Origin of the sequence: Brevundimonas sp. (assembly GCF_041919755.1) — a bacterium.
In the GTDB taxonomy this organism is placed as follows: domain Bacteria; phylum Pseudomonadota; class Alphaproteobacteria; order Caulobacterales; family Caulobacteraceae; genus Brevundimonas.
In genome coordinates, this window is the sequence record NZ_JAYRTD010000014.1 from 59884 (window position 1) to 70878 (window position 10995).

Sequence of the window (10995 nt, forward strand, 5' to 3'; positions counted from 1 at the left end):
ATCAGGACGCGGTGTGATCGCCGCGACGGGAGGGGGCGAAGAGCCTCGCAGTCAGCGCCCATGATACTGACCTGCCCGTCCTGCGCCACCAGCTATTTCACCCCCGATGAAGCGATCGGGCCAAGCGGCCGCTCGGTGCGCTGCAAGACGTGCGAGCATACCTGGCGCGCGACGCTGGACGAGCCGCTGGAACTGTCGGAATCGCCGCCGGTCGTGGCCAAGACCGTCGCACCCGAACCCGCCAGCTTCGGCAAGCGCGAGGATGCGTCTCCAGAGCCGGTTGCGCCCGAATCATTGGCGGAGACCCCTGCCCCCGAACTGCCCAAGGCCTATCGCGCCAAGGTGGAGCAGCAGCGACGCCTGCGCCGTGCCGCTACCCACGGCGTGGTCTGGGCCGGGATCGCCTCGGGCTTTGCGCTCCTGCTCGGCGCGGCCTGGCTGTTCCGGGTCGAGGTCGTGGAGATGATGCCGCGCACGGCCGCCGCCTATGCCGCCGTCGGACTGGAGGTCAATCCGACGGGACTCGACTTCGAGGCGGTCAGCGGCCGCGCCCTGCCCAACGATCCGGGCAAGATCGTGATTTCCGGCGCGCTGCGAAACGTGCGCGACAATGAGCGGGTCGCGCCGCCGGTGCGGGTCGCCCTGCTGGACGAACATGGGGCCGAGATCGCCCATGCCATCGTCCGCATCGATGCAGCCCCCGTCCTGCCCGGCAAGGTGCAGGGCTTCGCCGCCGTGGTCGACGATCCGGGTGGAAAGGGCCGCGGCGTCGCCGCCGACTTCGTCCTGACGGACGCTCCGGCCAAGGCCCATGCCGAAGAACCGCATGACGCGACCCCGGTATCGGATCACGGTGCCGATCATGCGGAGGCTCCGGCCCATCGCCCGCTGCCGGTCGCCGATGACGGGGCCCTGCGTCCCGCCCTGCCGGCCAGCGAGCCGCTGAACATGCAACCGATCGACGCCGTGGCGACCACGGTCAGCACGTCAGCCCTCGACAATGGCCACGCCGGGGCGGTATCCGCCCCTCATGGCTGAGCCCGCACCCACACCGACCGTCCTGCTACCCGAGGCCGAGGTGCACCGTATCGTCGCCGACATGGCCGCGCGCATCGCCCCGGTCATTGACGATGAGACGGTGGCGGTGGTCCTGCTGACCGGTGGCCTATGGTTCGCCGCCGATCTGACGCGGGCGCTGGCACGGGTGGGCCGCAATGTCCGCTTCGATGCCCTGTGGCTGGCGTCCTACGGTGACGAACAGTCCAGCCGGGGACGGATCGACGTCCATGCGCCGCTGCAACGCTCGGTGGAGGGCCGGCGCGTCCTGATCCTGGACGATGTGTTCGACACCGGCCTGTCGCTGGCCGAGGCGGTCAGGATCGCCAGGGCCGCGGGCGCATCAGAGGTCGTCACCGCCGTCTTCGCCAAGAAGCCCTGGCCCCTGCCGCGCGCACCGGAGCCGGATTTCGTGGGCTGGGATGCGCCGAACCGGTTTTTGGTCGGATATGGCCTCGATCATGCGGGCGCGCTGCGCGGCCTGCCGGATGTGTGCGCTCTGGACTAGAGCCAGTCGGCCTTCGGCTCCCGCGCCCACATGTCTTCATAGGATGGCCGGTCGCGGATGACGGCCCAGCGGTCGCCGTCGACCAGCACCTCGGCCACCAGCGGGCGGGAGTTGTATTCGCTGGACATGACCGCGCCGTAGGCCCCCGCCCCGGTGAAGGCGACCAGATCACCGGCCTGCAACGGCGGCATCGACCGATCGCGGGCAAAGGTGTCGCCCGTCTCGCAGACCGGGCCGACGATGTCGTAGAGCAAAGGCTCTCCGTCGCGCGGACGCACCGGGACGACTTCGTGGAAGGCGTCGTAAAGCGCCGGGCGCATCAGGTCGTTCATGGCCGCATCCAGAACCAGGAAGCGGCGACCATCAGCCCGCTCATTGACCTGGATCACGCGGCTGAGCAGCACTCCGGCATTGGCGGCCAGCAGGCGACCGGGTTCGAACGCGGCCTCGACGTCCAGACCGTCCAGCACGCGGGCGCAGATGGCGACATAGTCGGCGATCGACGCCGTCTCGGCCTGGCCATGATAGGGCACACCCAGCCCGCCGCCGAGGTCCAGCCGGGTCACAGACAGGCCCCGCGCCCGCAGGGTCAGGGTCATGCCGCGCAGGGTCCGGAACGCGGCCTCCAGCGGGGTCAGGTCCGTGATCTGGCTGCCGATGTGGCAGGCGAGGCCGACGGGCGTCACATGCGGCGAGGCGGCGGCACGGGCGTAAAGGGACAGCGCTTCCTCGACCGGCACGCCGAACTTGTCGCCTTCGCCACCGGTCGTGATCTTGGCATGGCCGCCTGCCCCCACCTTGGGGTTGACGCGAATAGCGATGTCGGGGGATGCGCCCTTCGCCGCCGCTACAACGATCAACCGATCCAGCTCGACGCCGCTCTCGACATTGATTTGGCGCACGCCCTGATCGAGCGCGAAGGCCAGTTCGGCGTCCGTCTTGCCGACACCGGAGAAGATGATGCGTTCGGCCGGCACGCCCGCCTTCAGCGCCCGGCGGATTTCGCCCTCGGACACCGTATCGGCCCCGCAGCCGAGCCGCGCCAGGGTCGCCAGCACCGAGATGTTGGAGTTGGCCTTGACTGCGAAGGCGATCAGGGCGTCGCCCAGCGCAGGGCGATACTGCCCAACCGCATCACGCAGCAGGCTGTAATGCCGGGCGAGGGTCGCGGTCGAATAGACATAGGTCGGCGTGCCGACCTGCTCGGCCAGTGCCTCCAGCGAGATACTTTCGGCGTGCAGGCCGCCGTCCTTCAGCACGAAGTGGTGCAAGGCAGACCTAGTTGGGGCTGGAGCCCGAGCCGCCGTAGGGGCTGCTGGGGCCGCCGTCGATCGGCATCTGGCTAGGCGGACGATAGACGGTAGCGGGCTCGGGCAGGCTGGGTGCCCGACCGTCGCGCTGCGCCCGCTCGGTCTCGCGCTTGGGCGGAGCCTCCAGGTCGGCCATGCGGCCACAGGCGGCGGCACCGGCGGCGATGACCGCCACGACACCCAGCAGGACGACCTTCTTCATTGCGAACTCTTTCATGCGAGACGTGACTTCCACTCAGCGATCTGTGCGCGAACCTGTTCCGGCGCGGTGCCGCCATAGCTCTGGCGACTGGCGCAGGAGGCCTCCGGCGACAGAACCTCATACACGGCTTCTGTGATGCCGGGATGCAGGATTTTCAGTTCGTCCAGCGACAGATCGGCCAGCCCCACACCGAGCGCCTCAGCGCGCTTGACCGCCGCGCCCGTGACATGGTGCGCCTGACGGAACGGCAGGTTCAGTTCCCGCACCAGCCAGTCGGCCAGATCGGTGGCGGTCGAGAAACCCGCACCCGCCGCCGCCGCCATCTTTTCTGTGTTCGGTTGGAGGGCCGATACCATGGCAGTCATGGCCCCCAGCGCCAGGGTCAGGGCGTCGAACGCCTCGAACACCGGCGGCTTGTCCTCCTGCATGTCCTTGGAATAGGCCAGCGGCAGGCCTTTCATCACCGTCGACAGGGCGACTAGCGAACCGAGGATGCGGCCCGACTTGGCGCGCACCAGTTCGGCGGCGTCGGGGTTGCGCTTCTGTGGCATGATCGACGAACCGGTGGTCAGGTCGTCGGGCAGGGACGCAAAGCCGAACATCGGCGTCATCCAGACCACGATCTCCTCGGCCAGACGCGACAGGTGCCCGGCGGTGATGGAGGCGGCGGCCAGACTTTCCAAGGCGAAGTCACGGTCGGACACCGCGTCCAGACTGTTGGCCATGGGCCGGTCGAAGCCCAAGGCCTGGGCCGTCATGTGGCGGTCGATGGGAAAGGGCGAACCGGCCAGGGCTGCAGCCCCCAGCGGGTTTTCGTTCATGCGGGTGCGGGCGTCGGCAAACCTTCCTGCGTCGCGTCCGAACATTTCGACATAGGCCATCAGATGGTGACCCAAGGTCACCGGCTGGGCGGTCTGCAGGTGCGTAAACCCCGGCATCAGGTCGCCCGCATGCTGTTCTGCGCGAGCCAGCAGGGCCTTCTGCAAACCCTGAAGCTGCTCGACCGCCCGGTCGCAGGCGTCGCGGACCCAGAGGCGGAAATCGGTGGCGACCTGGTCGTTGCGGCTACGAGCTGTGTGCAACCGCCCCGACGGCTCGCCGATCAGCTCGGACAGGCGCGCCTCCACATTCATGTGGATGTCTTCGTATTGGTCCCGGAACGGGAAGATGCCGCCCGTGATCTCGGCTTCGATGGTGTCGAGGCCGTTCAGAATGGCCTGGCCATCCGGCTCGGTGATGATCGCCTTTGCCATCAGCATGCGGCAGTGGGCGCGCGAGCCGGCCAGATCCTGAGCCCACAGGCGTTGATCAACCCCAATGGAAACGTTGATCGCCTGCATGATGTCCGCCGGGCGCGACGAAAAGCGTCCCCCCCACATGTCTTGACCGGCACGCGCGGACTTGGTCTGGGTCGCGGGCTCCGCGTCGGGGGCAGGCGTCGATGGTTCGGTCATGAACGGCTCGAGTAAGGCAATGGCAGCGGGAGCCGCAATCGTGCTGCTGGGCCTGATCGCGGGGGGTGTCACCCTATACGCCGATCGCGCGGGCAAAAGCGACCTGTCGCGCTTTGCCAAGGGAGATCTGGCCGCATTGGCTGTGCCGCCCCGGCCTCTGGCCACGCCGGATCACCCGTTCCAGACCCGCGAGGGCACAGCGACCACACTAGCGGATTTTCGAGGCAAGGTTGTCGTGGTCAATGTCTGGGCAATGTGGTGCGCACCCTGTCGCACAGAGATGCCGACGCTGGCGGCACTGTCGTCAGCCTATGAGGGTACAGACCTTCTGGTTCTCCCCATCAATGTCGATGCGACGCCGCAGCAGATCGCGGCGGGCGAGGCGTTCATCGACGGCCACGCCCCTTTGCCATTCTACAGCGATCCGACGTTTCAGATGCCGTTCGAGCTGCCCGGCAAAGGGGCCATGCCTCAAACAGTCCTGATTGATCGCAAAGGACAGGTCCGCGCCAGCTTCTCCGGTGGCGCAGACTGGGCCGGGCCGGAGGCGCGTGCCTTGGTCGATGCCCTGCTGGCGGAGCCGGGCTGAACCCGACTCCGACGCTTCATCTATTCAGCACGTTCTTCGCGGGCCGTTTCGGCCTTCTGTGCTTCGGCGTCGCGGGCCAGGTCATCCGTGGCCTGATCGACCTCCTGGGCCACCTCGCCCGCACCGGCGGCGATGGCGGAGCCGACCTGCGCGGCCTCTTCGCCCAGCGCATCGCCCGCCTGTTCCAGCGTCTGACCGGTTTCGGCGGCGGCCTCGTTGGCGTCGGCCTGGACTTCGTCCTGCTCGGCCTCGGTGCAGGCGGCCATGCCCAGCGACAGGGCGGCAATAGCGACGGCAGCGGCGGGAATACGAATACGCATGGATGTCCTCCAGGATTGAACCTTGGCCGTTAACGCGGAAGGTCTGGAGGGGTTGCGGCGATGGTAGCTGGAGGCGGACTTGAACCGCCGACCTGTGGGTTATGAATCCACCGCTCTAACCAGCTGAGCTATCCAGCCCCAATCGACGAACCAGTCGTTCAGGTCCGACGGGAACTGGTCTGTCCGCCGGAAGAGGCGTGCCTATATAGGCGGGCGCGGCGCGTTTCAAGGTGCCGTGGACCTTGCCGTCACCAGAGGCGATCGGTCGCATCGTTCGGAGGCGATGTCGCGGAACGGTCAGGCTTTCGATACCGTTGTGCGGCAAACCCTTACCCAGAACTCACTGCCGGAGTGCTCCATGCGCCTGATCGCCCTCGCCGCTACCGTCTCCGCCCTGACCCTGGCTGCCGCCTGTGGAGCGAATGGACAGGATGCCCCTGCCGCGCCCGGTGCTCCGCTGGAAACCCGGCCCGCCAATGCCCCCAGCCAGACCCCGGCCTTTGCCGGGCAGACGCGGGCACCGGCCGTTCGCACCGAAGCCGCCTTGGCCCACACCGTCGTCGCCTCGGGACTGGAGCATCCCTGGGGCCTGGCCATGCTGCCGGACGGCCGCTGGCTGGTGACGGAAAAGCCGGGTCGTCTGCGCATCATCAGCACCGAAGGCATGATCGGCGAACCCGTCGCGGGCCTGCCTGCCGTGGATGCGCGTGGTCAGGGCGGCTTGCTGGATGTTGTCATCGGCCCGACGTTCGGTCAGGACCGCATGATCTACTGGAGCTATTCCGAGGCCCGCACCGGAGGCAACGCCACCTCGGTCGCGCGCGGGCGCCTGTCGAATGACGGCCGCCGGGTCGAGGATGTGCAGGTCATATTCCGCGCCCTGCCGGTCTATGACGGCGACAAGCATTTCGGCTCCTCGCTGGCTTTCGCGCCAGACGGCCATTTGTTCATTACCTTGGGCGAGCGCTCCGACGCGCCAATGCGGCCCCAGGCCCAGGATCTGGGCTCGCACATGGGCAAGACCATCCGCATCAATGCCGGCGGCACCGTGCCGCAGGACAACCCCTATGTCGGCCAGGACGGGGCTCTGCCGGAAATCTGGAGTCTGGGTCACCGCAACGTTCAGGGCATTGCAATCGCCGCCAACGGCGACGTCTGGACCGTCGAGCACGGCACGCGCGGCGGAGACGAGATCAATCTGGATCAGGCCGGCAAGAACTATGGCTGGCCAGATGCCGCTTACGGCATTGAGTATCGCGGCGGCCCAATCAATGCGGGCAATACGGCGAAGGCGGGCACCGAACAGCCCGTTTACTACTGGGATCCCGTCATCGCGCCGGGCGGAATGGCCCTGTATCAGGGAGCCATGTTCCCCGGCTGGAACGGCAATCTGCTGGTCGCTGGCCTCAAGGAAAAGCACATTGCGCGACTAGTGCTTGAAAACAATCGCGTCGTCGGCGAGGAGCGCCTGCTGACCGACCTTGGCGAGCGGGTGCGTGACGTGGCGGTAGGGTCCGACGGCGCCGTCTGGGCCATCACGGACGAGCAGAACGGCAAGCTGGTCCGGCTGGCGACCGCCGACTAGGCCCGTTCAGAGCGGCGGTTCTGCGGTGCGTCCGTTGTAGCATTCGCAGGCCGTCCGCTCGAGCATGGCCCGGTCGATGATGGTGATCTTACCGCGCGAATAGGTGATGGCCCCGGTCTTTTGCAGGGCCTGGGCCGCCTCGTTCACTGTGGTGCGCTGAGAGCCCAGCATGGCGGCAAGATATTCCTGTGTCAGGTTCAGGGTGTCGCCGTCGATGCGGTCGTGACACCGCAACAGCCATTTGGCGAACCGCTGCTCGGCCCGGTGCAGGGCGTTGCAGGCGGCCGACTGCTCCAGCTCCGACTGCAGCGTCGAGGCATAGGACAGGATGGTCGACTGGATGGCAGGTCGTTCGCGGCACAGCTGGCGCAGGCGGCCGACCTCGATCTTCCAGGCCTCGCCATCCGCCTGGGCGGCGTGGCGGGAGTAGGTGCGAACGGGCGCCGCGCTGGCAGCGGGATGGGTTATGCCTTCGCGCCCGACCATGAAGACCTCGACCGTGCGGCCATCAGCCATGGCGGCGACAGCGGACACGATCCCGCGACGGATCAGATAGGCGTGGGTGACCGGTTCACCGGCCTCGACGAAGACGTGGCCAACCTGAAAAGTGAAGAGGGTGGCCGCCCCGGTCAGGGCCTCGCGGTCTTCGGGCGACAGGGCGGCGAGCAGGGCATTCGACGGCAAGGCTTGATGCATATTCGCCCGATAGGGGATAGCTGGACTGTTCGTCCGCCGGAAACCGACTTAGGCCAAACGACGTGTCGGGACGATTTCAGACAGGAATGATCTGGTCCGGCACTAAAGTATTCGGGCGCTTCACGCCGCCCGCGCGTTCGACGCGCAAGACCAGTCGGTCACCCTCGTAAAGTTCGACACCCTGACAGCTGGCGTGGTCATCCAGGCGCTTCATGGCCGAGCGACTGGCCGCGCCGTCGTCTTCATATTCCGCCAGGTCCAGAGCTGGAACATTGCCGCGCGGATCGAAGAAGTGAAATTGGTAGATGCGCATGGGCGCCCCCCGTGTGAGGGGTGTCTCTAGCGTGCCCGCCAAGCTCCCGTCTGTCGGATTGGCCACTTTACGGCCAAGGGATGTTCTCGTTTCAGTCCCGCAACAACTCGTTGACGCCCGTCTTGGCCCGCGTCTGGGCGTCCACACGCTTGACGATCACGGCGCAATACAGCGACGGCCCGCCATTCAGATCGGGCAATGCGCCCGGCACGACCACGCTGTAGGCCGGCACCTCGCCCCGGAACACTTCGCCGGTCGCGCGGTCGACGATTTTGGTGGAGGCCGACAGATAGACGCCCATCGCCAGGACCGCGCCCTCGCGCACGATCACACCCTCCGCGACCTCGGCGCGGGCCCCGATGAAACAGCCGTCCTCAATGATCGTGGGGTTGGCCTGAAGCGGTTCCAGCACCCCGCCGATGCCCGCACCGCCAGACAGGTGGACGTTCTTGCCGATCTGGGCACAAGACCCGACCGTGGCCCAGGCATCCACCATGGAGCCCTCGTCCACATAGGCCCCGATGTTCACGAAGCTAGGCATCAGCACGACGTTGCGGCCGATGAAGGCCCCCTGACGGGCCACGGCACCGGGTACGGCGCGAAACCCTGCACCCTCGAACTGGGCCTCTGTCCAGTTGGCCCATTTGACCGGCACCTTGTCCCAGTAAGGTCCGGGGGTCGGATCGATCTGACCCATGGTCGCGCCGACATGGGCCCCCATGCGGACATTGGGGTTCAGGCGGAAAGACAGTAGCACCGCCTTCTTCAGCCACTGATGTGTGGTCCAGACGCCGTCATTGCCGCGTGAGGCGACGCGCGCCTGGCCCGAGTCCAGCAGAGAAAGCGCCTGTTCGACGGCCTTGCGCACATCGCCTTGCGTCGTGGTCGAGATGTCAGCACGGTCCTCCCACGCCTGTTCGATGACGGTTTCCAGATCGGCGTGCGTGGTCATGCGGCGTCCTTGAAGCTCAGGTCGGAAAGGAAGTCGTGCAGGTCGGGGGCGACGTAGTCGATATGGTCGCCCAATGGTTTGCCGTGGCCGTCCCCGATCAGGATGGTCGCCATGCCCAGGATCTTGGCCGGCTCCAGATTGCGGGGCGTGTCCTCGAAGAAGGCGGCGCGATGCGGATCGATGCCGAACCGGTCCAGCATCTTACGAAACGTCGCGGGTGCGGGCTTGGGCGTCAGTGCGGCGTCCTCGATGGCGAAAACTCCTTCAAAACAGTCGGCTATGCCCAGGTGGGCCAGCACCCGATGCGCATACTCACGCGCACCGTTGGTAAAGACATAGCACCGACCCGGCAGGGCCTTCAGTTGATCCGCCAGACGCGGGTCTGGCTCCAACCCGTCCAGGGGCACGTCGTGAACCTCGTGCAGGAAGCGGTCGGCGTCGATCGTGTAGCTGGCCATCAGCCCCGCCAGGGTGGTGCCGTGCTCGTCGAGGAACTGACGCTGCAATACGGCGGCCTCGTCCGGCGCCATGCCAACGGCCTCGACGACAAAGGCGTTGATCCGCGCCTGCACCAGCCGCATCAGGCCCTGTTCGCGCGGGTACAGGGTGTCGTCCATATCGAACACCCAATGCCGGACGTGGTTCAGCCCTGTCCCGACAGGACGGCTCATCCGGCCTGCACCAGGGTGCCTGCGCCGTGTTCGGTGAACAGCTCGACCAGCATGGCGTGCGGCCGACGCCCGTCCAGAATGACCACAGCCTCGACCCCGGCGCGCACAGCGGCCATGGCGGTCTGCAGCTTGGGGATCATGCCGCCGGTGGCGATGCCGTCCTCGATCAGCTTGGACGCTTCGCCGACCGTCATCTGGCGGATGATCTCACCGTCCGCACCGCGCACGCCCGGCACGTCGGTCAGCAGCAACATCCGCTTGGCGTTCAGTGAACCGGCCACGGCCCCGGCCACGGTGTCGGCGTTCACATTGTAGGTCTGGCCATCCTCGGCGACGCCGATGGGAGCGATGACCGGTACCCAATCCTCGGTTTCCGATGCGATCAGTCCGGCGATCAGCTTGGGATCGACCTTGGTCGGTTCCCCGACATAGCCCAGATCGACCTCATGTTCGATCATGCTGTCGGGATCGCGCTGCGTGCGTCTGGTCTTCTCGACAGTCAGCAGGCCCGCGTCTTTCCCTGACAGGCCCACGCCACGCACGTCCGCCTCCTTGCCAGCCATGGTGATCCAGTGGGCGATCTCCTTGTTGACCGCGCCGGACAGGACCATCTCGGCCACTTCCATGGTCGCCGGATCGGTGACGCGCAGGCCATCAACGAAGCTGGATCTGACCCCCGCCTTGTCCAGCATGGCGCTGATCTGTGGCCCGCCCCCGTGCACTACGACAGGATTGACGCCCATCAACTTCAACAGAACCACGTCAGCCGCAAACTGTTTGGCCACGGTGCTCTCGCCCATGGCGTGGCCGCCGTACTTTATGACCACGATCTTGCGATCATAGACCTGGATGTAAGGCAGGGCCTCAGCCAGGGTCTTGGCGGTGTCCCAGCCGCGATCTTCGGATTGGCGCATCGTTTCGTCCATAATCTGCGCGTCACTAAGGCCAAGGCGGGGTCGTGTCATTATCAAACGCTTGCACATTCTGGTGCTGGGCGTGGGATTCATTACGCAATCGTCATGTAGCGTAGGCGCCACGTCGCGCCGCAATACCTCTGGCACGGCTCGACCTTGACATTCCGGCCTGTTATGAGCGTAGCCGTGGAGGTCCGTGGATCGTCCACGATATCATTTTGGGCTGCGGAGGGCACTTTCCCATGCGCGTTAAGACTTTTATCCTGGCGTCAAGCGCCGCGGGCGCTCTTGCCCTTTGTGCCGGAACGGCTTCGGCGGAGCCGAATGGCTGGTACGGTGCGATCGACGCTGGCTATCACACGATCTCGGACGATCTTGAGCTGGTTTCGCAGACCAACGGTCCGGTCCTGAACTTTGACACCGAC

The 10995-nt window shown here is 66.4% G+C and carries 13 protein-coding genes, 1 tRNA gene and 1 pseudogene; 5 read left to right on the plus strand and 10 right to left on the minus strand.

Going from position 1 to position 10995, the window contains the following annotated elements; all coding sequences use genetic code 11:
- The first annotated feature begins 60 nt into the window (after window positions 1-60).
- Window positions 61-1038 (plus strand): MJ0042-type zinc finger domain-containing protein, encoded by a 978-nt coding sequence (locus tag ACE3TH_RS14025; RefSeq protein ID WP_374600640.1) that lies wholly within the window; start codon window positions 61-63, stop codon window positions 1036-1038.
- A complete protein-coding gene (locus ACE3TH_RS14030; protein ID WP_374600642.1) occupies window positions 1031-1564 on the plus strand; it encodes a phosphoribosyltransferase in 534 nt (177 codons plus the stop codon). The genes ACE3TH_RS14025 and ACE3TH_RS14030 overlap by 8 nt, the downstream gene beginning before the upstream one ends.
- Here ACE3TH_RS14030 and lysA read toward each other — a convergent pair.
- Genes lysA through argH form a run of 3 tightly spaced genes read right to left on the minus strand, consistent with a single transcriptional unit; the run spans window position 1561 to window position 4455 of the window.
- Entirely contained in the window at window positions 1561-2835 is a 1275-nt protein-coding gene (gene lysA, locus ACE3TH_RS14035; protein WP_374600644.1) for a diaminopimelate decarboxylase, read from the minus strand. The two genes, ACE3TH_RS14030 and lysA, sit on opposite strands and share 4 nt — an antisense overlap.
- A 7-nt stretch (window positions 2836-2842) precedes the next feature.
- Window positions 2843-3076 (minus strand): hypothetical protein, encoded by a 234-nt coding sequence (locus ACE3TH_RS14040; RefSeq protein ID WP_374600646.1) that lies wholly within the window; start codon window positions 3074-3076, stop codon window positions 2843-2845.
- Window positions 3077-3087: 11 nt separating this feature from the next.
- The gene (gene argH, locus ACE3TH_RS14045) at window positions 3088-4455 is read right to left on the minus strand and encodes an argininosuccinate lyase (protein ID WP_374600664.1); all 1368 of its coding nucleotides are present in this window, start codon (window positions 4453-4455) and stop codon (window positions 3088-3090) included.
- A gap of 94 nt (window positions 4456-4549) precedes the next feature.
- Between argH and ACE3TH_RS14050 the strand changes: the two genes are divergently transcribed.
- Window positions 4550-5119, plus strand: coding sequence for a TlpA family protein disulfide reductase (locus tag ACE3TH_RS14050; protein ID WP_374600647.1), 570 nt, complete (start codon window positions 4550-4552; stop codon window positions 5117-5119).
- Window positions 5120-5139: 20 nt separating this feature from the next.
- Here the strand turns inward: ACE3TH_RS14050 and ACE3TH_RS14055 are convergent, their stop codons facing one another.
- Together ACE3TH_RS14055 and ACE3TH_RS14060 are read right to left on the minus strand one after the other, a co-directional pair.
- Window positions 5140-5439 carry a hypothetical protein gene (locus ACE3TH_RS14055; RefSeq protein ID WP_374600649.1) on the minus strand — a complete coding sequence of 100 codons (300 nt, stop codon included), beginning with the start codon at window positions 5437-5439 and terminating at the stop codon, window positions 5140-5142.
- A 61-nt stretch (window positions 5440-5500) separates the two neighbouring features.
- Window positions 5501-5577 (minus strand) — tRNA-Met (locus ACE3TH_RS14060).
- A gap of 220 nt (window positions 5578-5797) precedes the next feature.
- Between ACE3TH_RS14060 and ACE3TH_RS14065 the strand changes: the two genes are divergently transcribed.
- Window positions 5798-7024, plus strand: a complete 1227-nt coding sequence (locus ACE3TH_RS14065) for a PQQ-dependent sugar dehydrogenase (RefSeq protein ID WP_374600650.1) — start codon at window positions 5798-5800, stop codon at window positions 7022-7024.
- Between the two features lie 6 nt (window positions 7025-7030).
- Here ACE3TH_RS14065 and ACE3TH_RS14070 read toward each other — a convergent pair whose 3' ends face one another.
- The 5 genes from ACE3TH_RS14070 to argB form a co-directional block, all read right to left on the minus strand.
- Window positions 7031-7720, minus strand: coding sequence for a Crp/Fnr family transcriptional regulator (locus ACE3TH_RS14070; protein WP_374600652.1), 690 nt, complete (start codon window positions 7718-7720; stop codon window positions 7031-7033).
- Window positions 7721-7796: 76 nt separating this feature from the next.
- Window positions 7797-8033: a hypothetical protein gene (locus ACE3TH_RS14075; protein WP_374600654.1), complete on the minus strand. Its 237-nt coding sequence runs from the start codon at window positions 8031-8033 to the stop codon at window positions 7797-7799.
- A gap of 91 nt (window positions 8034-8124) precedes the next feature.
- Window positions 8125-8985: a 2,3,4,5-tetrahydropyridine-2,6-dicarboxylate N-succinyltransferase gene (gene dapD, locus ACE3TH_RS14080; protein ID WP_374600655.1), complete on the minus strand. Its 861-nt coding sequence runs from the start codon at window positions 8983-8985 to the stop codon at window positions 8125-8127.
- The gene (locus tag ACE3TH_RS14085) at window positions 8982-9656 is read right to left on the minus strand and encodes a pyrimidine 5'-nucleotidase (RefSeq protein ID WP_374600657.1); all 675 of its coding nucleotides are present in this window, start codon (window positions 9654-9656) and stop codon (window positions 8982-8984) included. Before ACE3TH_RS14085 ends, dapD begins: the two co-directional genes overlap by 4 nt.
- A complete protein-coding gene (gene argB / locus ACE3TH_RS14090; RefSeq protein WP_374600659.1) occupies window positions 9653-10582 on the minus strand; it encodes an acetylglutamate kinase in 930 nt (309 codons plus the stop codon). Before argB ends, ACE3TH_RS14085 begins: the two co-directional genes overlap by 4 nt.
- A 230-nt stretch (window positions 10583-10812) precedes the next feature.
- Between argB and ACE3TH_RS14095 the strand changes: the two are divergent.
- Window positions 10813-10995, plus strand: a pseudogene (locus ACE3TH_RS14095) (cell envelope biogenesis protein OmpA); the annotation flags it as partial.

Bases quoted from the DNA above. Each gene is read 5' to 3' on its own strand.
- ACE3TH_RS14025 (WP_374600640.1), top strand. From the start codon at position 61: ATGATACTGACCTGCCCGTCCTGCGCCACCAGCTATTTCACCCCCGAT.
- ACE3TH_RS14030 (WP_374600642.1), top strand. From the start codon at position 1,031: ATGGCTGAGCCCGCACCCACACCGACCGTCCTGCTACCCGAGGCCGAG.
- ACE3TH_RS14040 (WP_374600646.1), bottom strand. From the start codon at position 3,076: ATGAAGAAGGTCGTCCTGCTGGGTGTCGTGGCGGTCATCGCCGCCGGT.
- argH (WP_374600664.1), bottom strand. From the start codon at position 4,455: ATGTGGGGGGGACGCTTTTCGTCGCGCCCGGCGGACATCATGCAGGCG.
- ACE3TH_RS14050 (WP_374600647.1), top strand. From the start codon at position 4,550: ATGGCAGCGGGAGCCGCAATCGTGCTGCTGGGCCTGATCGCGGGGGGT.
- ACE3TH_RS14055 (WP_374600649.1), bottom strand. From the start codon at position 5,439: ATGCGTATTCGTATTCCCGCCGCTGCCGTCGCTATTGCCGCCCTGTCG.
- ACE3TH_RS14065 (WP_374600650.1), top strand. From the start codon at position 5,798: ATGCGCCTGATCGCCCTCGCCGCTACCGTCTCCGCCCTGACCCTGGCT.
- ACE3TH_RS14070 (WP_374600652.1), bottom strand. From the start codon at position 7,720: ATGCATCAAGCCTTGCCGTCGAATGCCCTGCTCGCCGCCCTGTCGCCC.
- ACE3TH_RS14075 (WP_374600654.1), bottom strand. From the start codon at position 8,033: ATGCGCATCTACCAATTTCACTTCTTCGATCCGCGCGGCAATGTTCCA.
- dapD (WP_374600655.1), bottom strand. From the start codon at position 8,985: ATGACCACGCACGCCGATCTGGAAACCGTCATCGAACAGGCGTGGGAG.
- ACE3TH_RS14085 (WP_374600657.1), bottom strand. From the start codon at position 9,656: ATGAGCCGTCCTGTCGGGACAGGGCTGAACCACGTCCGGCATTGGGTG.
- argB (WP_374600659.1), bottom strand. From the start codon at position 10,582: ATGGACGAAACGATGCGCCAATCCGAAGATCGCGGCTGGGACACCGCC.